Genomic DNA, 20828 nt, shown 5'->3' on the forward strand with positions numbered 1-20828 from the left:
CAGATCTGGGGCGAAAAGATCACATAACCACAGCAGGAGGGTCGTCGAAGCGCGATGAACATCGTCGTACTCGTCAAGCAGGTGCCTGATTCGGGCGCGGACCGCAACCTGCGTACTGACGACAACACTGTCGACCGCGGTTCGGCGAACAACGTCATCAACGAGATGGACGAGTACGCCATCGAGGAGGCGTTGAAGATCAAGGAGGCGCACGGCGGCGAGGTGACGATCCTGACCATGGGTCCGGACCGGGCGACCGAGTCGATCCGCAAGGCGCTCTCGATGGGCCCGGACAAGGCGGTGCACGTGGTGGACGACGCCCTGCACGGCTCCTGCGCCGTCGCCACCTCGAAGGTGCTGGCCGCCGCGCTGGGGCAGCTCAACGCCGACCTGGTGCTCTGCGGCTCGGAGTCGACCGACGGGCGGGTGCAGGTGATGCCGCACATGCTCGCCGAGCGGCTGGGCATCGCGGCGCTGACCGGTGCCCGCAAGCTCACGGTCGACGGGGCCACGCTGACCGTGGAGCGGCAGACGGAGGAGGGCTACGAGGTGGTCACCGCCTCGACCCCGGCCATCGTCTCCGTGTGGGACACGATCAACGAGCCCCGGTACCCCTCCTTCAAGGGCATCATGGCCGCGAAGAAGAAGCCGGTGCAGACGCTCGCCCTGAGCGACCTGGGTGTGGCCGCGAACGAGGTCGGCTTCGACGGGGCGACAAGCGCCGTGGTCGAGCACAGCAAGCGTCCGCCGCGTTCGGGTGGCGTCAAGGTCACCGATGAGGGCTCCGGCGGCACGCAGCTCGTCGAGTTCCTCGCCACCGAGAAGTTCGTGTGAGGGGTGTGGGACATGTCTGAGGTTCTCGTCGTCGTCGAAGCCACCGCGGAGTTCGGCGTCAAGAAGGTCACCCTGGAGATGCTCACCCTCGCCCGGGAGCTTGGCTCACCGTCGGCGGTGGTGCTCGGTGGCGCCGGTGCCGCCGAGGCGCTCTCCGGCAAGCTGGGCGAGTACGGCGCGGAGAAGATCTACGCGGCCGAGGGTGACGAGATCGACGGCTACCTGGTGGCGCCGAAGGCCACAGTGGTCGCCGATCTGGTCAAGCGGGTGCAGCCGGCCGCCGTGCTGCTCGCCTCGTCGCAGGAAGGCAAGGAGATCGCCGCCCGGCTGGCGGTCAAGCTGGACAACGGCATCCTGACCGACGTGGTGGGCCTGGCCGCCGATGGCACCGCCACCCAGGTGGCCTTCGCCGGGTCGACGATCGTGAAGTCCAAGGTCACCCGGGGGCTGCCGCTGGTCACCGTCCGGCCGAACTCGGTGAACCCGACGCCGGCCGCGGCCACTGCCGCGGTCGAGCAGCTCACCGTCGCCGTCACCGACAGCGACAAGCTGGCCAAGGTCGTCGACCGGGTGGCCGAGCAGAAGGGTTCCCGTCCCGAGCTGACCGAGGCCGGCGTGGTCGTCTCCGGCGGCCGCGGTGTCGGTAACGCGGACAACTTCAAGCTGGTCGAGGAACTGGCCGACCTGCTCGGCGGCGCCGTCGGCGCCTCCCGGGCCGCGGTCGACTCCGGCTTCTACCCGCACCAGTTCCAGGTGGGTCAGACCGGCAAGACCGTCTCCCCGCAGCTCTACATCGCGCTTGGCATCTCCGGCGCGATCCAGCACCGGGCCGGTATGCAGACCTCGAAGACCATCGTCGCGGTCAACAAGGACGGCGAGGCGCCGATCTTCGAGCTGGCCGACTTCGGCGTGGTCGGCGACCTGTTCAAGATCGTCCCGCAGGCCGCCGAGGAGATCCGCAAGCGCAAGTGAGTCGTACGCGAGCAGCCGCCGTCCGGATTCCCGGGCGGCGGCTGTGTCGCGTCGGTGGTACGAGGGAGCTGATCGGCGGGCCGGGGAGCTGAACCGGCCCGCCGATCAGCCCGTCAGGGAGCCCCGCAACAGGCTGTCGCCGGAGTGGGCGGTGTTGTTGTCGAACTGCTCGGCCGAGACGTCGACGACCGAGTACTGCCCCAGGTCGACGTTCGGCGGCAGCGGCAGCAGCACGTCAGCGCCGTCGCCGAGCACACCGACCGAGAACATCTCCATGTTCTGCGGGTTGATGAGCCAGACCTCGTAGTACCCCGGTACGGCCGGGAGATTCGCCACGTGCAGGTGCAACTCGCCGGTGCCCAGCACCCGGGCGTCGCCCCGGGCCGCCGGTGGAGTCGACCCGTACGCCGCCAGCGGAGCGCTGGCCACCACGGTCGGCTCGGCGGGCGTACCGTCACGCAGCAGGGCGGCGGTGCCGACCACACCGACGGTGGCGGCGGCGACCGCCGTGATCGCTGTGGTGGCGAGCCGTGACCAGCGCCCGCGCCGCGACCGGCGCGGGCCGGGCGGAGTGTCGGTGGTGACCGGGTCGGCCGGGTCCGGCCGTGGCCGGTCGGCGGCGAGCCGGGGCAGTTCCTTCGCCGCCGTGATCTCGGCCATGATGCCCTGCCAGACATGTTCCGGCGGGTCGGGCAGCTCGCGCAGCTCCTGACTGGCGGCGCCGAGGCCGGCGACATGGCGCAGGCTCTCCAACTCCGCCTGGCAGTGCGGGCAGGCGTCGAGGTGGGTGCGGTCGGAGGTGTCCACCTCACTTTCACCGAGCGCCAGAAATACCAGCCGGTCGTGCTCCAGGTGTTGCACCGTCCACCTCCCATCTGCGTTTCAGACTCGCCATGCCCCGCCGGATGTGACTCTTGACCGTGCCGAGCGGCACCCCGGTCACTGTCGCGATCTGCTGGTGGGTCAGGTCGTCGAAGAAGGCCAATTCCAGCATGCGCCGCTGCTCGTCCGGCAGCCGCGCCAGTTCGTCGGCCACCACCAGCCGGTCGACCACGGTGTCCGGGTCACTGCCGGCGGGTGCCGGCTCGGGCAGTTGGCGTACGGTCTCGACCACCCGGTTCTCGCGGGCGGCGGACCGGAGCCGGTCGATCACCTTGCGCCGGCCGATGCCCAGCAGCCAGCCGACAAGTGAGCCCTTCGCGGGATCGAAGGTCTCCCGGCCGAGCCAGGCGGCGACGAACGTGGCCTGCGTCGCGTCCTCCGCGTCGCTGCGGTTCACAAGCGTGCTGGTGGCCAGGTGGAGAACCGCCCGGCCGTAACGGTCGTACGCCTCACGCAGCGCCAGTTCGTCGCCGGCCCGGAAGCGGCGGGCCAGCTCGTCCTCGGGTGTGCCCGGCTGCTGCCGGATCCCGGTCACGGGACGGTTCGCCTGGTTGGGGGCATGCCCGACTGTAGCTCGCACCGGTGCCGTCCCCTCTGTCAGCCCAGCGTCTCCTCGGCCTCTCTTCGTCCGGGCGGTGCCTGACGGATGCGCTGGCGGCCGGAAAAAGAAAGTCGCCGCGGCCCGCATCCGGGCGGCGCGGAGCCGGCGTAACTCGGGGTGCACAGCAAGCATGACGAAGTGCCACGAAACACCAGGAGGCAGACATGCAGTTCGCGTACCTTCGCCGCGCCGCCGCGGGTGGCGCGGTCGCCGCGCTGACCTTCGTCGGCGCCGGCATCGCGACGGCGACCCCGGCGTACGCCGCCGACTCGAAGGTCTCCGTCGTGCACGGCATCCCGGACACCCCGGTCGACGTCTACGTCAACGGTGAGAAGACCCTGGAGAACTTCGAGCCCGGTGACGTGGCCGGGCCGCTGGACCTGCCCGAGGGGCAGTACGACCTCGCCCTGACCAAGCCGGGCGAGCCGATCGAGCAGGCCATCCTCACCGCCGACGACGCCGAGGTGCCCGGTGGGGCGAACATCAGCATCGCCGCCCACCTCAACGCCGACGGCGAGCCCACGATCACCCCGTTCGTCAACGACACCGCGAAGGTCGACGCCGGCAAGGCCCGGCTGATCGTCCGGCACACCGCCGCCGCGCCGGCCGTGGACGTGCGGGCCGGCGGCAGCCCGGTCTTCGAGGGCCTGACCAACCCGAACGAGGCCAAGGGCGACGTGGACGCCGGCAGTGTCTCGGCGGACGTGGTGCTCGCCGGCACCGACACGGTGGTGATCGGGCCGGCCGACCTCAACCTGCGGGAGGGTACGGCGACGATCGTCTACGCCATCGGTTCCGCCGAGGCGGAGAACCTCTCCGTCGTGGCGCAGACCATCGACGGCCTGCACTCGGCGCCGTCCGGGGTGCCGAGCGGCACCGGCGGGCAGGCCGACACCGGCCTCGGCACCTGGTGGTACGCCCTGGCGGGCACCGGGATCCTGCTGCTGGTCGCGGGCGGGGCGCGGGCGGCTGTCGTCCGGTCGGGTCGCCGGTGACCGTCGTCAACCGCGGGGCGCTGGCGGCGGTTGCCGCCGGCGCCGCCGCGCTCGCCGTGGCGGCGGTGGTGGCGGTCGTCTCCAGGCCGGCGGGGGACGTCGGTGCCGAGCAGGCCGCCGCCCTGGCCAGCCCCACGCCGTCGAGCACCGGACCAGCCGTGGCGGTGGTCCCGGGCGCGCTGCCCGACGACGCCGAACCGGTGCGTCCGGTCCGGCTGCGCATTCCCGCGATCGGGGTCACCGCGCGGGTCGACCCGGTCGGGGTCGACGAGCGCACCCGGGAGTTCGACGTGCCGCCCAGCATCGATGAGATCGGCTGGTACCGCTACGGCCCCGGACTGGAGGCCGAGTCCGGCTCGGTGGTGATCGCCGGACACGTCGACAGCGCCGAACAGGGCAAGGGCGCCTTCTACCGGCTACGGGAACTGGCACCGGGCGACACCGTGACGGCCACCGGTGAAGACGGGACCGAGCGGACCTACCGGGTGGTGGCCCGGGAGGAGTACGACAAGACGAAGATTCCGCTGGAGCGGTACTTCGCCCGCGACGGGCGTCCCCGGCTGACGCTGATCACCTGTGGCGGGCCCTTCGACGCCGACGCCCGCCGCTACCGGGACAACATCGTGGTGACCGCCGCACCGGTCTGACGTCCCGCCAGGTAATCCGGTCTGCGGTCGGCATCGGAGTGGTCGTTAGGCTGAACTGTGATGGCTTACCTGGATCATGCCGCGACCACTCCGATGCTCGACGAGGCATTGGAGGCGTACGTCGCGACCGCCCGCGAGGTCGGCAACGCGTCTTCTCTGCACGCGTCCGGCCGGCGGGCCCGTCGCCGGGTGGAGGAGTCGCGGGAGCGGGTGGCCGCCGCGCTGGGTGCCCGGCCGTCCGAGGTGATCTTCACTGGTGGGGGCACCGAGAGTGACAACCTCGCGGTGAAGGGCATCTTCTGGGCGCGCCGGGCCGCCGACGCCGGGCGGCGCCGGGTGATCTCCAGCGCCGTCGAACACCACGCTGTCCTCGACGCGGTGGAGTGGCTGGACCGGCACGAGGACGCCGAGGTGGGCTGGCTGCCCGTCGACGGGGCCGGGCGGCTGCACCCGGACGTGCTCCGCGCCGAGCTGGCCGAACACGGCGACCGGGCGGCGCTGGTCACCGCCATGTGGGCCAACAACGAGGTCGGCACCGTCCAGCGGATCGGCGAGTTGGCCGCCGTGGCCGCCGAGTACGGCGTGCCGTTCCACACCGACGCCATCCAGGCGGTCGGTCAGGTGCCTGTCGACTTCGCCGCCAGTGGCGTCGCCGCGCTCACCGTGACCGGTCACAAGCTCGGCGGCCCGGTCGGGGTCGGCGCGTTGCTGCTGGGCCGGGACGTGCCGGCGGTACCCCTGCTGCACGGCGGGGGGCAGGAGCGGGACGTGCGTTCCGGCACCCTCGACGCGGCCGGCATCGTCGCCTTCGCGGTCGCCGTCGAAGCGGCCGTCAAGGGCCAGCAGGAGTACGCGGCCGGGCTGGCCGCGCTCCGCGACGACCTGGTGGGGCGGGTCCGCCAGGCGGTCCCCGAGGTGGTCTTCAACGGCGACCCGACCGACCGGCTGCCCGGCAACGCGCACTTCTCCTTCCCCGGTTGCGAGGGGGACGCGCTGCTGCTCCTGCTGGACGCCCAGGGCATCGCCTGCTCGACCGGCTCGGCCTGCTCGGCCGGGGTGGCACAGCCCTCCCACGTGCTGCTGGCGATGGGTGCGGACGACGACCGGGCCCGCTCGTCGCTGCGGTTCTCCCTCGGCCACACCAGCACGACCGAGGACATCGACGCGCTCATCGCCGCTCTCCCGGGGGCCGTGGAACGGGCCCGGCGGGCGGCGGCCCCGCGTACGCCCCGCTGATCCCGGTGGCGGGCGGAGATAGGCTCGGTGGGAAGGGAGAGTGGTCCGGGTGAGGGTGTTGGCGGCGATGTCCGGCGGCGTGGATTCCGCCGTGGCGGCGGCGCGGGCGGTGCAGGCCGGGCATGACGTGACCGGCGTGCACCTGGCGTTGGCCCGCAACCCGCAGACCTACCGCACCGGTGCCCGGGGCTGCTGCACCCTGGAAGACTCGCGGGACGCCCGGCGGGCCGCCGACGTGCTCGGCATCCCGTTCTACGTCTGGGACATGGCCGACCGCTTCCACGCCGACGTGGTGGACGACTTCGTCGCCGAGTACGCCGCGGGGCGTACCCCCAACCCGTGCCTGCGCTGCAACGAGAAGATCAAGTTCGCCGCGGTGCTGGACCGGGCGGTGGCCCTGGGGTTCGACGCGGTGGTCACCGGGCATCACGCCCGGCTCGGCCCCGACGGCCTGCTGCGCCGCAGCGTCGACGCGGCCAAGGACCAGTCGTACGTGCTGGCGGTGCTCACCCGCGAGCAGCTGGACCGCTCGATCTTCCCGCTGGGGGACTCGACCAAGGCGCAGGTCCGGCAGGAGGCCGCCGAGCGTGGTCTCGCCGTCGCCGACAAGCCGGACTCGCACGACATCTGCTTCATCGCCGACGGTGACACCCGCGGCTTCCTCGCCGGGCGCCTCGGCGAGACGCCGGGTGACGTGGTCGACGCGACCACCGGTGCGGTGGTGGGGCAGCACGCCGGTGCGTACGCGTACACCGTCGGCCAGCGGCGCGGTCTGCACCTGGACCGGCCGGCCCCGGACGGCCGGCCCCGCTACGTGCTTTCCATCACGCCCAAGACGAACACCGTCACCGTCGGCCCCGCCGAGGCGCTGGAGGTCTCGACGGTCCGGGCCACCCGCCCGGTCTGGACCGGTGGGCCGCGACCCGACGGCCCGATCGAGTGCGAGGTCCAGCTACGCGCCCACGGCGTGGTGGTGCCCGCCGCCGTCACGGTGGCCGGCGACACCCTCCACGCCGACCTGCGCCACCCGGTGCGCGGCGTCGCCGCCGGCCAGGCCATCGTCGCCTACCGCCCCGACCCCGCCGGTGACATCGTCCTCGGCTCCGCCACCATCACCGACTGACCGCGCCAACGCCCCCTCGCCCCGTCGCCCCGTCGGTGGAGGATCGGTCACGACTTGCGGCATGTCGGGCCTTCCCGTCGCCGTGATCGCCCGACATACCGCAAGCCGTGACCTCGGCGAGGCCAGGATCGCGGGAGGTACCCTGCGGCGGTGAGTGATCAGGGGCTGCCATGGGGAGCGGGTGCGGCGACGGGGCTGGGATCGTTGCCGGGGGCCGACATCGCCGAGGCCCAGCGGATCGTTCTCGGTGAGCTGCCCGACCTGCCCCATCTGCCGGAGCTGCCGGCCCGTGGGCCAGGCGCCGACGTGATCGGGCGTACCGGCGGTCTGCTGGTGGAGTTGCCGATCGAGCTGTACGCGGCGCGGTGGCGGGTGGCCCCGCGTCCCGGCCGTGACCTGCGTCGGGCCCGCGACCTGATGGAGCGCGACCTGGACCAGCTCGCCGAGCAGGCCGAGGAGTACGCCGGCCCACTCAAGATCCAGGCTGCCGGCCCGTTGACCCTGGCCGCCTCGATCGAGCTGCCGATCGGCGGTCGGATGCTGCGCGACCCCGGCGCGCTGCGGGATCTCGCCGGTTCGCTCGCCGAGGGGCTGCGCGGCCACGTGCAGGCGGTCACCCGCCGGCTGCCGCGCGCTTCGGTGCTGCTCCAACTGGACGAACCGTCCCTGCCGGCGGTGCTGGCCGGCCGGATCCCCACCGAGAGCGGCCTCGGTGCCTACCGGGCGGTGGAGTCGGGCGACGCCCGTGCGTTGCTGAGCACGGTGATCGAGGCGGTCGGGGTGCCGACCGTGGTGCACTGTTGCGCCCCGCACGTGCCGCTGGACCTGCTCCGCACCACCGGAGCGGTCGGTGTCGCGCTCGACCTGAGCCTGCTGACCGACCTCGACCCGCTCGGCGAGGCGCTTGACGCCGGGTTCGGGCTGCTGGCCGGTGCCGCGCCGACGACGCCGACCGGTCGCCCGCCGACCTCCGCCGACCTCGCCGACCGGGTACGCACCCTCTGGGACCGCCTCGGGTTTCCCCGCCGCCGGCTCGCCGAGCAGGTGGTGGTGACCCCCGCCTGCGGCCTGGCCGGGGCGGACGCGGCCTACGCCCGGGCGGTGCTCGCGGCCTGCCGGGACGCCGGGCGTCGGCTGTCCGAGGAGTGAGGTTTCTCGTCGTACCCGTCGGGCACCATGCTCGCCATGATTGGACAGCTGCGTTCGACGGTGATCGACTGTCCCGACCCGCATGCGCTGGCCGGCTTCTACTCGGAGCTGCTCGGCCTGCCGCTGATCGAGGACAACTCCGACGGCAACGAATGGGTGGTGCTCGGCGGCCCGCCCGGCCACCTGCCCCGGCTGGCCTTCCAACGGGCCCCCGAGCTGCGCCCGCCGGCCTGGCCCGACCCGGAACGGCCCCAGCAGTTCCACCTCGACGTGACGGTGGACGACATCGAGGCGGCGGAGCAGGCGGCTCTGGCCCTGGGCGCCCGCCGGCTACCCGGCGAGGGCGAGGGCTTCCGGGTCTACGCCGACCCGGCTGGGCACCCGTTCTGCCTCTGCTGGGACTGACCGCCCGGCCTGCCGGTGCCGACCTCAGCCGGGCCGGCAGGCCGACCGTGGTGGTCCGACCGGCCGCTCCACGGACTTGCGGCCGACAGGCATCATCACGGTCATGATCAGCCCTGCGCCTCAGCGCGCCGCCGGCTCGCTCTTCGGGCTCGCCTTCGGTGACGCCCTCGGCAAACCCACCGAGTTCCTCACCGTCGCCGAGATCGACAGCCGGTACGGACCGACCGGCCCGCGTGAGCTGATCGGTGATCCGGTGCTGGTCACCGACGACACCCAGATGGCGTTGGCGGTGGGCTGGGCGCTGCACGACGCGCCGACGTACACCGCCGAGGCGGTGGAGCCGCTGCTGCGCCGCCGCTTCCTGGACTGGGCGGCCAGCCCGGACAACAACCGCGCGCCGGGGATGACCTGCCTGCGGGCCTGCGCCGAACTGTCCCGGGGCCTGCCCTGGCAGCAGGCGACCGAGGCCGGCTCGAAGGGGTGCGGTGCGAACATGCGGGTCACCCCGGTCGGGTTGCTCGACGTCGACCTGGACACCCTCGCCGGGCTGGCCCAGCTCCAGGCGGGCCTGACCCATGGACACCCCACCGGACTGGCGGCGAGCGAGCTGACCGCGTACGCCGTGCGGCTGCTGGTCGACGGTGCTCCGCTGGCCGACCTTCCCGGCCTGCTCTCCGCCCGGGCCCGGCAGCAGCGCACGGTCTACCGGGCCGACTGGCTGGGCGACCTGTGGCAACGGCCGGGCGAGCGGACGCCTGCGGAGTTCATCGCCCGTGGCTGGGACGAGTGCCTACTGGCGTTGGGCCGACTCGACGTGGCCCTGGCCGCCCCGGACGACGGCGACGACCCGTGTCGCGTCACCGGCGCGGGCTGGATCGCGGAGGAGGCTCTCACGGCGGCCCTGTACTGCGCACTCCGGCACCCGGACGCCCCGGTCGACGCGCTGGCCCGAGGTGCGCGGAGCGCTGGTGACTCCGACTCGATCGCCGCCCTCGCCGGAGCCTTCGTCGGCGCGGCCAACGGGATGGCCGGCTGGCCGGTGGACTGGGCCGGCCGGATCGAGTACGCCGATCAACTCGCCGCGCTGGCCGCACGGTTGTCCCACCCGGGGACTACCGTGCGGGGGTAGCACGATCACGGGAGGTCGACAGCGGTGTCCGGAGGCGGCAGGGTGTCGGAGGAAGCGGTTCCCCAGCAGGTTGATGCGGCGCAGGAGGCCGCCGGCCCCGAGCCGACGCCGCAGGCGCGGGAGCGGCACACCACGCTCAGTCAGGAGCTGACCGAGCACCAGTACCGCTACTACGTGCTCGACGCGCCGACGATCTCCGACGCCGACTTCGACCGCCAACTGCGCGAGCTGGAGGCGCTGGAGGCGGAGTTCCCGGCGTTGCGCACCCCGGATTCACCGACCCAACGGGTCGGCGGCACGTTCTCCACCGACTTCACTCCGGTCGCCCACGCCGAACGGATGATGTCGCTGGACAATGCCTTCGCCGACGAGGAGTTGGCCGCCTGGGCGGAGAGGGTCGAGCGGGACGCGGGTGGTCCGGCGCCCTACCTGTGCGAGCTGAAGGTCGACGGGCTGGCGATCAACCTCACCTACGAAGGCGGCCGGCTGGTTCGGGCGGCCACCCGCGGCGACGGCCGCACCGGCGAGGACGTCACCGCCAACGTGCGCAGCATCCGGGACGTGCCCGGTCGGCTGACCGACTCGGCGGAGTTCGGCCCGGCCCCCGATTTCATCGAGGTGCGGGGCGAGATCTACTTCCCGGTGGCCGCCTTCGCCGATCTCAACGCCGGCCTGGTCGAGCAGGGCAAGGCACCCTTCGCCAACCCCCGCAACGCGGCGGCCGGCAGCCTGCGGCAGAAGGATCCACGGATCACCGCCTCCCGCCCGCTGCGCCTGGTGGTGCACGGCATCGGCGCCCGTCGCGGTTTCCAGCCGGCCACCCAGTCCGAGTCGTACGCGGCGTTGACGGCGTGGGGGCTGCCCACCAGCGACCGCTGGCGGGTGGTGCCCGACCTGGCCGGCGTCCGGGACTACATCGCGCACTACGCGGCGCACCGGCACGACGTCGAGCACGAGATCGACGGCGTGGTGGTGAAGGTCGACCCGGTGCCCATCCAGGGGCGGCTGGGTTCGACCAGCCGGGCACCACGCTGGGCGATCGCCTTCAAGTATCCGCCGGAGGAGGTCAACACCACCCTGCTCGACATCGAGGTCGAGGTCGGGCGGACCGGTCGGGTCACGCCCCGGGCGGTGCTCCAGCCGGTCCGGGTGGCCGGCTCCACCGTCGAGTACGCCACCCTGCACAACGCCCGCGAGGTCGAGCGCAAAGGGGTGCTGATCGGCGACACGGTGGTGATCCGCAAGGCTGGTGACGTGATCCCCGAGGTGCTCGGCCCGGTGGTCGACCTGCGTCCGCCGGACGCCCGGCCGTTCGTCATGCCGACCACCTGCCCGGCCTGCGGCACCCCGCTCGCCCCCGCGAAAGAGGGCGACGTCGACATCCGGTGCCCCAACTCGCGCAGCTGTCCGGCACAGTTGCGGGAGCGGGTGTTCCACCTGGCCGGGCGCGGCGCGTTCGACATCGAGGCGCTCGGCTACAAGAGCGGCGCCGCGCTGCTCGATGCGCAGATCATCACCGACGAGGGTGACCTGTTCTCGCTGGACGCCGAGCAGCTGGCCCGCGCGCCGTTCTTCGTTAACAAGGACGGCAGCCTCGGCAGCAACGCCGCCAAGCTGCTCGACAACCTCGCCACCGCCCGGGAACGTGACCTGTGGCGGGTGCTGGTGGCCCTCTCCATCCGGCACGTCGGCCCGACCGCCGCCCAGGCGCTGGCCCGACACTTCCGCTCGGTCGAGGCGATCGACCAGGCGACCGAGGAGGAACTCTCCTCAGTCGACGGTGTCGGTCCGACCATCGCCGCGAGCATCCGCGAGTGGTTCGCCGTCGACTGGCACCGCGAGGTGGTTCGGAAATGGGCCGAGGCGGGCGTCCGCATGGCGGAGGCGGCGGTGCAGGAGGGGCCGCGCCCGCTGGAAGGGGTGACGGTGGTGGTCACCGGCACGCTCGGCGGTTTCTCCCGGGACCAGGCGGCCGAGGCGATCCAGTCCCGGGGTGGCAAGGTCAGCGGATCGGTGTCGAAGAAGACGGGCTTCGTCGTGGTGGGCGACAACCCCGGCTCCAAAGCGGACAAGGCGGCCAGTCTGAAGGTGCCCGTGCTCGATGAGGAGGGTTTCCAGGTGCTCCTTGACGCCGGCCCCGAGGCGGCCCGGCAGGTCGCCCGCGTCGAGGAGTGATGATCTTTACGGCACTCTGCCGGATACCAACTTAATTACGACTACGACCGATTCGTGACTGTCGCGACGGGAAAGTGGGGGGTGGGGGCGTTTCATTGGGGCACGGCGCGTGGAACCACGGGCCGGTCTCGTGCCGGGAGGTGTGATGGAGTCGCCCGATCCGCGCAACCTCGTCCCGCCCGGGCGGACGGCGCAGTTCTCGACGTTTGTCGCGGCCGTACTCGTGGTGGCCCTGCTCGTCTCGGCGAACGGGCTGGTGTCGTTCGCTTCGGCCCTGCCCGACCTGCCGGCGGCGTTCTGGACGATGGCGGTGCTCGCCGTGGCCTGCGACGCCCGGCCCTTCCTGCCGCCCGGCCGGGGGCAGTCCTCCTCGGCCGTCTTTCCCTCGACCTGCTTCACGTTCGCGATCCTGCTCGGTTGGGGACTCGGCCCTGCGGTCGCGGTGCAGGCGGTCGCCGTCGTGGTGTCCGGGGTCCGGATGCGGCACGCGCCCTGGCGGACGGCCTTCAACGCCGGGCAGTACGCCTGCTCGCTGGCAGCGGCGTACACGATCACCCGGCTCGGCCCCGGCGGGATCTACGACGGTGCGGCGCTGGGCTGGACCGACATCGCCGCGATCGGCGGCGCCGGGGTCGCCTGGTTCGCGGTCAACTACGGGTTGGTCACCACCGCGGTGCGGCTGCGCTTCGGTGAGCGGTGGTGGCCCAACGCCTGGCACGGCCTGCCCTTCGAACTGCTCTCCACCGGGTCGTTGCTGCTGCTCGCGCCGGTGCTGGTCACCGCCGCCAGGGCAAGCGCCGCCCTGGTGCCGCTGGTGCTGGTGCCGCTGTTCGCGGTCTACCGGATGGCCCGGCTCACCGTGGAGCAGCACCAGTTGGCCGCGCTCGACCCGCTCACCGGGCTACCCAACCGCAAGGCGTTGCTGGCTGAGGTCAACGAGCAGGTGCACCGGCACGCCGAGCGGGCCGCCCGAGGAGAGCCCGAAACACGCCTCGCCCTCCTCCTGATCGACCTGGACCGGTTCAAGAACGTCAACGACGCGCTCGGCCACGCGGTCGGCGACCGGCTGCTGGTGGAGGTGAGCGCCCGGTTGACCGACGTGGTCGCGCCGCCGCAGATGGTTGCCCGGCTCGGCGGCGACGAGTTCGCGATCGTGATGACCGGGCTCACCGATGTCAGTGAGGCCCGTTCGCTGGCCGACCAGGTCGTCCAGACCCTCGCCGAGCCGGTGCCGCTGGACGGGCTGCCGCTGGATGTCGGCGGCTCCATCGGCATCGCCCTGTTTCCGGATCACGGCGAGGACTTCGCCACCCTGATGCGGCACGCGGACGTCGCCATGTACGACGCGAAGCACCGCAACGACACCGTCGCCGTCTACACCGCCGAGTCCGACCACAACTCCGCCGAGCGGTTGGCGCTCCTGGCCGACCTGCGCCGGGTGCTGGAGGTCGGTGCCTCGGGTCGAGCCGACGGGTCCGCGCCGGCCGAGGCGACCGCCGGCCGCCCCGTCGACCAGGCGACCGGCAACCCGCGACCCACCGTCCGCGGCGGGGACGGCGCGGTGCTGCCCACCTCCGGGCCGTCGGAGGAGCCGGTCGGCATCCGATGGTGGAGCCGGCGGCGACGTCGTCCCCGGGTGCTGCACCACGACGACGAGCTGATCGCCCGGATCATCACCGGCGCGGACCCGACCCTGCGCCGGGCGGCCCGCGACGTGGGATCGAATGCTGTGACGGCAGACGGCACGGGTTGGCCCGCGGCGCATGACGGTGGCCAGCCGCAGCTCGGCGACGGAGCGGATCCCGCAGTCCCGACCGCCGACGACCGCTCCGGTGCCGAGCCGGCAACGGACGCGGGCGAGATCATGATGTATTACCAGCCGCAGGTCGCCATCGCCACCGGCGAGGTGGTCGGGGTCGAGGCCCTGCTGCGCTGGCGGCACCCACGCCGGGGGATGGTCGACCCGGAGGAACTGATCCGGGTCGCCGAGCAGAGCGCGGTGATGCGGCTGCTCACCCGCCGGGTCGTCGACGACGTGGTGGAGCAGCTCGCCAAGTGGTCGGCGGCCGGCCTCGGGCTGCGGGCGGCGTTGAACGTCAGCGTGCGGGACCTGCACACCGGCGAGATCGCCGACCAGATCGCCGACCGGCTCGCCCGCTACGGCGTGGCGCCGGATCGACTGCAACTGGAGATCACCGAGGGCGCGCTGATGGCCGACCCGCGTCGGGTGTTGACCACCATCACCCGGCTGCACCGGATCGGGGTGGGCATCGCGCTGGACGACTTCGGCACCGGCTACTCCAGCCTTCAGCACCTGCGCCGGCTGCCGCTGTCGGAGGTGAAGGTCGACCGCTCGTTCGTCCTCGGCATGACCGAGGACACCGACGACGCGGCGATCGTCCGCTCCACGATCGAGCTGGCCAAGGCGTTGGGGCTGCGGGTGGTGGCCGAGGGCGTGGAGGACGAGCGGACCTGGCGGATGCTGCACTCGGCCGGCTGCGACGCCGCCCAGGGCTGGTTCTACGCCCGGCCGATGCCGGCGGAGGAACTGGTCGCCTGGCTGGCCCGGTACCGTCCGCTGCGGCCACTCGGCGGCCACGACGAGGCGGAGATCCCCCGCCGGCACGCCCGCTGATCCCACGGCGCCGGTCGGGCCGGGACCAGCCGGTCGGGCCGGCGCTCGGGGAGGCGGCAACGGCCCGCCGAGCGGGAAACAATAGACTCGCTGCGGTCACCGCGCGTCGCGTACCCGGCAGCGGTGGGCGCAGGTCAGGCAGACGCAGCACAGCCACGAAGGGGGCACCGATGGCCGCCATCTCCCGCGAGGAGGTCGCGCACCTGGCGCGACTGTCGCGGCTCGCCGTGACAGAGGAGGAGTTGGACACCTTCGCCGGTCAGCTCGACGTGATCCTCCAAGCGGTCGCGCAGGTGGGCGAGGTCGCCGCCGCGGACATCCCGCCGACCTCCCACTCGGTGCCACTGACGAACGTGCTCCGCGAGGACGTCGTGACGCCGTGCCTGACTCCTGAGGAAGCGTTGTCGGGTGCCCCCGACGCGGAGGAGCAGCGGTTCCGCGTACCGCGGATTCTGGACGAGGATGTGGCCTCATGACCGACGTCACCGCAATGACCGCGACGCAGATCGCGGGGCTCGTCGCCACCGGCGCGGCTTCCGCCGTCGAGGTCACCCAGGCCCACCTGGACCGGATCGCCGCGGTCGACGGCCGGGTCAACGCCTTCCTGCACGTCGACACCGAGGGCGCGCTCGCCGCCGCCCGCGACATCGACGCCCGCCGGGCGGCCGGCGAGGAACTGGGGCCGCTGGCCGGTGTGCCGGTCGCGGTCAAGGACGTCCTCACCACCAAGGGCGTGCCGACCACCGTCGGGTCGAAGATCCTTGAGGGCTGGCGTCCGCCGTACGACTCGACGATCGTGGAACGGCTGCGCGCCGCCGGCACGGTGATGCTCGGCAAGACCAACATGGACGAGTTCGCCATGGGCTCCTCGACGGAATACTCGGCGTACGGGCCGAGCCGCAACCCGTGGGACACCGACCGCATTCCGGGTGGATCCGGCGGGGGGAGCGCGGCGGCGCTCGCCGCGTACGAGGCGCCGCTGGCGATCGGTTCGGACACCGGTGGCTCGATCCGTCAGCCCGGCGCGGTGACCGGCACCGTCGGCGCGAAACCCACCTACGGCGGCACCTCCCGGTACGGGCTGGTGGCCTTCTCCTCCTCGCTGGACACTCCCGGCCCGTGCGCCCGTACCGTGCTCGACGCGGCGTTGCTGCACGCGGCGATCGGCGGGCATGACCCGCGTGACTCCACCTCCATCCCGGCACCGGTGCCGGACGTGGTGGCCGCGGCCAAGCTCGGCGCGACCGGCGACCTGAGCGGCGTACGGCTGGGCATCGTCACCGAGTTCGGCGGCGAGGGCGCGGAGCCGGGCGTGACGGCCGCCTTCAACGAGGCCGTCGACACGCTTACCAAACTCGGCGCGGAGATCGTCGAGATCTCCTGCCCGCACTTCCGGTACGCGCTCCCGGCGTACTACCTGATCGCGCCCAGCGAGTGCTCCTCGAACCTGGCCCGCTTCGACGGTGTCCGGTTCGGGTTGCGGACCGGCGACGACGGCAACCGGTCGCTGGAGGAGGTCATGTCGCTGACCCGGGAGGCCGGCTTCGGCCCCGAGGTCAAGCGGCGCATCATGCTCGGCACGTACGCGCTCTCCTCGGGCTACTACGACGCCTACTACGGGCAGGCGCAGAAGGTGCGTACGCTGATCACCCGCGACTTCACCGCGGCGTTCGAGCGGGTCGACGCGCTGATCTCGCCGACCACCCCGTTCGTCGCCTTCCCGCTCGGCGCACGCACCTCCGACCCGTACCAGATGTACCTGGCCGACCTGTTCACCATTCCGAGCAACCTGTACGGCGGGCCGGGCATCTCGGTGCCGTGCGGGCTCTCCGACGGGCTGCCGGTCGGACTTCAGGTGATGGCCCCGACGCTTGCCGACGACCGGATGTACCGGGTCGCCGCCGCGTTGGAGAGCGCCGTCGGCACGTTCACCCCACCGGCACTGTGAGGCAGGAGCACAGATGACCACGACACTGCCCGCGTACGACGAGGTCGTCGCGCGCTACGAGCCGGTGATCGGCCTGGAGACCCACGTCGAGCTGGGCACGAACACCAAGATGTTCTGTGGCTGCCCGACCGACTTCGGCGGCGAGCCGAACACCCGCGTCTGCCCGGTCTGCCTGGGGCTGCCCGGCTCGCTGCCGGTGGCGAACAAGGCGGCGATCGAGGCGACCATCCGGATCGGCCTGGCGCTGAACTGCTCCATCGCGACCTGGTGCCGGTTCGCCCGGAAGAACTACTTCTACCCGGACATGCCGAAGAACTTCCAGATCAGCCAGTACGACGAGCCACTCTGCGTCGACGGTTACCTGGACGTCGAGGTCAACGGCGAGACGGTGCGGATCGGCATCGAGCGGGTGCACCTGGAGGAGGACACCGGCAAGACGCTGCACGTCGGCGGTGCCACCGGCCGGATCCACGGCGCGACCGAGTCGCTCGTCGACTACAACCGGGCCGGCATTCCGCTCGTGGAGATCGTCACCAAGCCGATCCCGGGCACCGCTGCGCTGGCGCCCGAGGTGGCCCGCGCGTACGTCACCGAACTGCGGGACGTGATCCGCAGCCTGGGCGTCTCCGACGTACGCATGGAGGAAGGCTCGCTGCGGTGTGACGTGAACACCTCACTCAACCTGCCCGGTCAGGAGTGGGGCACGCGTACCGAGACCAAGAACGTCAACTCGCTGCGGTCGGTCGAGCGGGCGGTCCGCTCGGAGATGCTGCGCCAGGCCGCCGTACTCGACGCCGGTGGCCGGATCACCCAGGAGACCCGGCATTTCCACGAGGACACCGGGGACACCACCCCGGGTCGGTCCAAGGAGACCGCCACCGACTACCGGTACTTCCCGGAGCCGGACCTGGTGCCCCTCGCTCCGGACCCGGCCTGGGTGGCGGAGCTGAAGGCCGCCCTGCCGGAGCTGCCCCGGCTGCACCGTCGCCGGCTTCAGCAGGCGTGGGGGCTCTCCGATCTCGACATGCAGTCGGTGCTCAACGCCGGCGCGGTCGAGCTGATCGAGGCCACCGTGGCGGCTGGTGCGACACCGGCCGCGGCCCGCAAGTGGTGGCTGGGTGAGCTGTCCCGGCGGGCCAACGAGACGGGCGTGGAGCTGGCCGACATCGGGGCCACCCCGGCCCAGGTCGCCGAGCTTCAGGGCCTGGTGGACGCCGGCAAGCTCAACGACAAGCTGGCCCGTACCGTGCTGGAGGGCGTGGTCGCCGGTGAGGGTTCACCGACCGAGATCATGACCAATCGCAGGCTGGAGGTCGTCTCCGACACGGGCGCGCTGACCGCGGCGGTGGACGAGGCGATCGCCGCCAACCCGGCCATCGCCGACAAGGTCCGCAGCGGCAAGGTGGCCGCGGCCGGCGCCCTGGTCGGCGCGGTCATGAAGACCACCCGGGGCCAGGCCGACGCCCAGACCGTCCGCACCCTGATCCTGGAGCGCCTCGGCGTCTCAGCCTGATCGCGTTGATCATGAGGTTGGCGGCGGCTTGAAGATCAACATTTGCCGCCAACCAATGATCAACCAGCGTCACCTCGATGGGCGTCAATGGGGATGCCCGGATGGAGTTCCAGCGTGGACCAGCGTGATCTCGATGTTCTCGACGAGATCCAGCGGCGGGTGTTGTGGCTCGCCACTCGGATCGTGGACGCGGCGAACCATGATCGCGGTACCGGCGACGGGGTGAAGGTCGGTGGGCACCAGGCGTCCAGCGCCTCGCTTGTCACCGCGATGACCGCGCTGTGGTTCGCCCATCTGGACGCCGAGGACCGGGTCGCGGTCAAGCCGCACGCCTCCCCGGTCTTCCACGCCATCCAGTACCTGCTGGGCAACCTGGACCGGTCGTACCTGCCCCGGCTGCGGGCACGGGGCGGCCTCCAGTCGTACCCGTCGCGGACGAAGGACCCGGACGAGGTGGACTTCTCCACCGGCTCGGTGGGGCTCGGCGCCGCCGCGCCGCTGTTCGCGGCGGTGACCCGGCGCTACGTCGACGCCCACTTCGGGGCGCGGCCGCACTCCCGGTTCGTCGCCCTGATCGGTGACGCCGAACTGGACGAGGGCAACATCTGGGAGGCCGTCGCCGACCCGGCCACCACCGGGCTCGGCAACGTGATGTGGGTGGTTGACTTCAACCGGCAGTCGCTGGACCGGGTCGTCCCCGGGGTGCGGATCGACCAGTGGCGCGGCCAGTTCGAGGCCGCCGGCTGGCACGTCGTCGAGGTGAAGTACGGCCGCCGGCTCGCCGAGGCGTACGACCGACCGGGCGGGGCGGCGCTGCGCGACTGGATCGACGCCATGCCGAACGAGCAGTACCAGTCGCTGTTCGGGCTGGCCGGCCCGGTGCTGCGCAAGCAGTTCCTGGACGGTGCCCCCGAGGGCATCGCGGAGTTGATCGCCGACGTCGCGGACGCCGATCTCGGCCCGCTCGTCACCGATCTGGGCGGGCACGACCTGGCGGCGTTGCTCGACGCGTACGCCCAGTGCGACGCGGTGACCGACCGCCCGAGCGTGGTGTTCGCGTACACCGTCAAGGGTTGGGGGTTGCCGATCGCCGGCAACCCGCGCAACCACTCCGCCCTGCTGACCAGCGAACAGGTCGACGCGTTGCGCGCCGCGCAGGGGTTGACCCGGGACACCGAGTGGGACCGGCTCGACCCGGCGTCGCCGGCCGGGATCCGGGCCGGGCAGCGCCGGGAGGCACTGTCCCGCGCGCCCCGCGAGCGTGCGCTCGGGGTCACCGTGCCCCAAGCCACGAACGTACGCGCCAACAAGCCGATCTCCAGCCAGGAGGTCTTCGGTCGGGTGCTTGTCGACCTGGCCCGTGATCCGCAGGTGGGGAAGTATCTCGTCACCACCGCGCCGGACGTGGCCACCTCCACAAACCTGGCCGGGTTCATCAACAAGACCGGCGTGTTCGCCCCGACCGCCCAGCGTTCCTGGTCGGAGGACCGGATGCTGCGCTGGACGGAGAGCCCCGAGGGGCAGCACATCGAGCTGGGCATCTCCGAGATGAACCTGTTCCTGCTGCTCGGCCAGCTCGGCCTGGCGTGGGACCTCTCCGGGCAGCCGCTGCTGCCGGTCGGCACCGTCTACGACCCGTTCGTGCTGCGCGGGCTGGACGCGTTCCTCTACGGCACCTACTCGGGTGCCCGCTTCGTCGTCGCGGGCACCCCGTCCGGGGTCACTCTCGCGCCGGAGGGCGGCGCCCACCAGTCGACCATCACCGCGAGCGTGGGCCTGGAACTGCCCGGGGTGACATTCGTCGAGCCCGCGTACGCGGCAAGCCTCGACTGGCTGCTCTGCGACGCGTTCGGGCACATCGCCGGTACGACCCGGGCTGCGCCGACGGCGGTGCCGGCCGAGGACGGGGCGTACTACTTCCGGCTCAGCACCCGGCCGGTGGACCAGGCGCCGTTCGAGGCGGCCCGGGCCCGGCTCGGTGACGCGGTACTCCGCCGGCAGGTGCTCGCCGGGGCGTACCGGTTGGTCGACGCTCACCAGGCGTACCCGCACCTGGCCGACGCGCCGACTGTGCAACTGGCCGCCTCCGGGGCGGTGCTGCCCGAGGTGCTGGCCGCGGCGGCGGAACTGGCCGACGAGGGGGTCGCGGCCCACGTGGTGGACGTGACCAGCCTGGATCGCCTCTACCGGGCGTGGCAGCGCACCCTGCGTCAGGGCGTACGCACGGCGACCGTGCCGAGCGTGCCGGGCGCGCTGCGGTCCGCCTTCGCCGACCGGGTGCCGGTGGTGACCGTGCACGACGCCGCCTCGCACGCCATGGCCTGGCTCGGCTCGGCGGTCGGTGCCCCCGCGGTGCCGCTCGGTGTCGACGAGTTCGGCCAGTCCGGCAGCGTCCACGACCTCTACGACCTGCACGACCTCCTCCCCGGCAGCATCGTCAACGCCGCCCTAGCCGCCCTCTCCCTCCGCTAACCACCCACCCCCCTGCCCCACCCCACCCCACCCCACCCCACCCCGCTCTGCTCCGTTGATCAAGAAGTTTTCGTTCACGGTGGAGCGCTCTCCCTGGCGAAAACTTCTTGAT

Annotated in this window: 17 protein-coding genes; 15 read left to right on the forward strand and 2 right to left on the reverse strand. The window is 72.3% G+C overall.

Annotation, left to right across the window (positions count from 1 at the left end):
* Positions 1-54: 54 nt before the first annotated feature.
* Together ACN26Z_RS08045 and ACN26Z_RS08050 are read left to right on the forward strand one after the other, a co-directional pair.
* Positions 55-834, forward strand: coding sequence for an electron transfer flavoprotein subunit beta/FixA family protein (locus ACN26Z_RS08045; RefSeq protein ID WP_421460535.1), 780 nt, complete (start codon positions 55-57; stop codon positions 832-834).
* A gap of 12 nt (positions 835-846) precedes the next feature.
* Positions 847-1806, forward strand: a complete 960-nt coding sequence (locus ACN26Z_RS08050) for an electron transfer flavoprotein subunit alpha/FixB family protein (RefSeq protein ID WP_421460536.1) — start codon at positions 847-849, stop codon at positions 1804-1806.
* Positions 1807-1911: 105 nt separating this feature from the next.
* On the opposite strand, the gene ACN26Z_RS08055 is transcribed toward ACN26Z_RS08050, so the two are convergent.
* The gene (locus tag ACN26Z_RS08055) at positions 1912-2667 is read right to left on the reverse strand and encodes an anti-sigma factor (protein WP_282239756.1); all 756 of its coding nucleotides are present in this window, start codon (positions 2665-2667) and stop codon (positions 1912-1914) included.
* Complete coding sequence (locus tag ACN26Z_RS08060) at positions 2621-3223, reverse strand: RNA polymerase sigma factor (RefSeq protein WP_093401796.1); 603 nt, start codon at positions 3221-3223, stop codon at positions 2621-2623. The genes ACN26Z_RS08055 and ACN26Z_RS08060 overlap by 47 nt, the downstream gene beginning before the upstream one ends.
* A 230-nt stretch (positions 3224-3453) precedes the next feature.
* Between ACN26Z_RS08060 and ACN26Z_RS08065 the strand changes: the two genes are divergently transcribed.
* The 13 genes from ACN26Z_RS08065 to ACN26Z_RS08125 all read left to right on the forward strand — a co-directional run bounded on the left by ACN26Z_RS08065 (position 3454) and on the right by ACN26Z_RS08125 (position 20716).
* Positions 3454-4284, forward strand: a complete 831-nt coding sequence (locus tag ACN26Z_RS08065) for a DUF4397 domain-containing protein (RefSeq protein ID WP_093401795.1) — start codon at positions 3454-3456, stop codon at positions 4282-4284.
* Positions 4281-4931 (forward strand): class F sortase, encoded by a 651-nt coding sequence (locus ACN26Z_RS08070; protein WP_093401794.1) that lies wholly within the window; start codon positions 4281-4283, stop codon positions 4929-4931. Before ACN26Z_RS08065 ends, ACN26Z_RS08070 begins: the two co-directional genes overlap by 4 nt.
* Positions 4932-4991: 60 nt before the next feature.
* Positions 4992-6167: a cysteine desulfurase family protein gene (locus ACN26Z_RS08075; protein ID WP_421460537.1), complete on the forward strand. Its 1176-nt coding sequence runs from the start codon at positions 4992-4994 to the stop codon at positions 6165-6167.
* A 49-nt stretch (positions 6168-6216) separates the two neighbouring features.
* Positions 6217-7290, forward strand: coding sequence for a tRNA 2-thiouridine(34) synthase MnmA (gene mnmA, locus ACN26Z_RS08080; protein ID WP_093402040.1), 1074 nt, complete (start codon positions 6217-6219; stop codon positions 7288-7290).
* Between the two features lie 150 nt (positions 7291-7440).
* Positions 7441-8439: a methionine synthase gene (locus ACN26Z_RS08085; protein WP_282239752.1), complete on the forward strand. Its 999-nt coding sequence runs from the start codon at positions 7441-7443 to the stop codon at positions 8437-8439.
* A 36-nt stretch (positions 8440-8475) separates the two neighbouring features.
* Positions 8476-8844 (forward strand): VOC family protein, encoded by a 369-nt coding sequence (locus tag ACN26Z_RS08090; protein ID WP_421460538.1) that lies wholly within the window; start codon positions 8476-8478, stop codon positions 8842-8844.
* A gap of 103 nt (positions 8845-8947) precedes the next feature.
* On the forward strand, positions 8948-9973 hold the full coding sequence (locus tag ACN26Z_RS08095; RefSeq protein ID WP_282239750.1) for an ADP-ribosylglycohydrolase family protein: 1026 nt from the start codon (positions 8948-8950) through the stop codon (positions 9971-9973).
* Between the two features lie 42 nt (positions 9974-10015).
* Positions 10016-12148: an NAD-dependent DNA ligase LigA gene (gene ligA / locus ACN26Z_RS08100; RefSeq protein WP_093401790.1), complete on the forward strand. Its 2133-nt coding sequence runs from the start codon at positions 10016-10018 to the stop codon at positions 12146-12148.
* A 145-nt stretch (positions 12149-12293) separates the two neighbouring features.
* A complete protein-coding gene (locus ACN26Z_RS08105) occupies positions 12294-14783 on the forward strand; it encodes a putative bifunctional diguanylate cyclase/phosphodiesterase (RefSeq protein WP_421460539.1) in 2490 nt (829 codons plus the stop codon).
* A 170-nt stretch (positions 14784-14953) separates the two neighbouring features.
* Positions 14954-15259, forward strand: a complete 306-nt coding sequence (gatC, locus tag ACN26Z_RS08110) for an Asp-tRNA(Asn)/Glu-tRNA(Gln) amidotransferase subunit GatC (protein WP_088995614.1) — start codon at positions 14954-14956, stop codon at positions 15257-15259.
* Positions 15256-16731 (forward strand): Asp-tRNA(Asn)/Glu-tRNA(Gln) amidotransferase subunit GatA, encoded by a 1476-nt coding sequence (gatA, locus tag ACN26Z_RS08115; RefSeq protein WP_421460541.1) that lies wholly within the window; start codon positions 15256-15258, stop codon positions 16729-16731. The genes gatC and gatA overlap by 4 nt, the downstream gene beginning before the upstream one ends.
* 13 nt (positions 16732-16744) lie before the next feature.
* Positions 16745-18244, forward strand: coding sequence for an Asp-tRNA(Asn)/Glu-tRNA(Gln) amidotransferase subunit GatB (gene gatB, locus ACN26Z_RS08120; protein WP_282239747.1), 1500 nt, complete (start codon positions 16745-16747; stop codon positions 18242-18244).
* A gap of 114 nt (positions 18245-18358) precedes the next feature.
* The gene (locus tag ACN26Z_RS08125) at positions 18359-20716 is read left to right on the forward strand and encodes a transketolase-like TK C-terminal-containing protein (RefSeq protein ID WP_421460543.1); all 2358 of its coding nucleotides are present in this window, start codon (positions 18359-18361) and stop codon (positions 20714-20716) included.
* Positions 20717-20828 lie beyond the last annotated feature (112 nt).

The organism is Verrucosispora sp. WMMD703 (genome assembly GCF_049178935.1).
GTDB classification, from domain to species: domain Bacteria; phylum Actinomycetota; class Actinomycetes; order Mycobacteriales; family Micromonosporaceae; genus Micromonospora; species Micromonospora sediminimaris.

What these genes read in the sequence shown, in the direction of transcription:
- gatC (WP_088995614.1), top strand. Translation starts at nt 14,954, where the DNA reads ATGGCCGCCATCTCCCGCGAGGAGGTCGCGCACCTGGCGCGACTGTCG.
- ACN26Z_RS08090 (WP_421460538.1), top strand. Translation starts at nt 8,476, where the DNA reads ATGATTGGACAGCTGCGTTCGACGGTGATCGACTGTCCCGACCCGCAT.
- ACN26Z_RS08095 (WP_282239750.1), top strand. Translation starts at nt 8,948, where the DNA reads ATGATCAGCCCTGCGCCTCAGCGCGCCGCCGGCTCGCTCTTCGGGCTC.
- gatB (WP_282239747.1), top strand. Translation starts at nt 16,745, where the DNA reads ATGACCACGACACTGCCCGCGTACGACGAGGTCGTCGCGCGCTACGAG.
- ACN26Z_RS08045 (WP_421460535.1), top strand. Translation starts at nt 55, where the DNA reads ATGAACATCGTCGTACTCGTCAAGCAGGTGCCTGATTCGGGCGCGGAC.
- ACN26Z_RS08050 (WP_421460536.1), top strand. Translation starts at nt 847, where the DNA reads ATGTCTGAGGTTCTCGTCGTCGTCGAAGCCACCGCGGAGTTCGGCGTC.
- ACN26Z_RS08075 (WP_421460537.1), top strand. Translation starts at nt 4,992, where the DNA reads ATGGCTTACCTGGATCATGCCGCGACCACTCCGATGCTCGACGAGGCA.
- gatA (WP_421460541.1), top strand. Translation starts at nt 15,256, where the DNA reads ATGACCGACGTCACCGCAATGACCGCGACGCAGATCGCGGGGCTCGTC.
- ACN26Z_RS08105 (WP_421460539.1), top strand. Translation starts at nt 12,294, where the DNA reads ATGGAGTCGCCCGATCCGCGCAACCTCGTCCCGCCCGGGCGGACGGCG.
- ACN26Z_RS08065 (WP_093401795.1), top strand. Translation starts at nt 3,454, where the DNA reads ATGCAGTTCGCGTACCTTCGCCGCGCCGCCGCGGGTGGCGCGGTCGCC.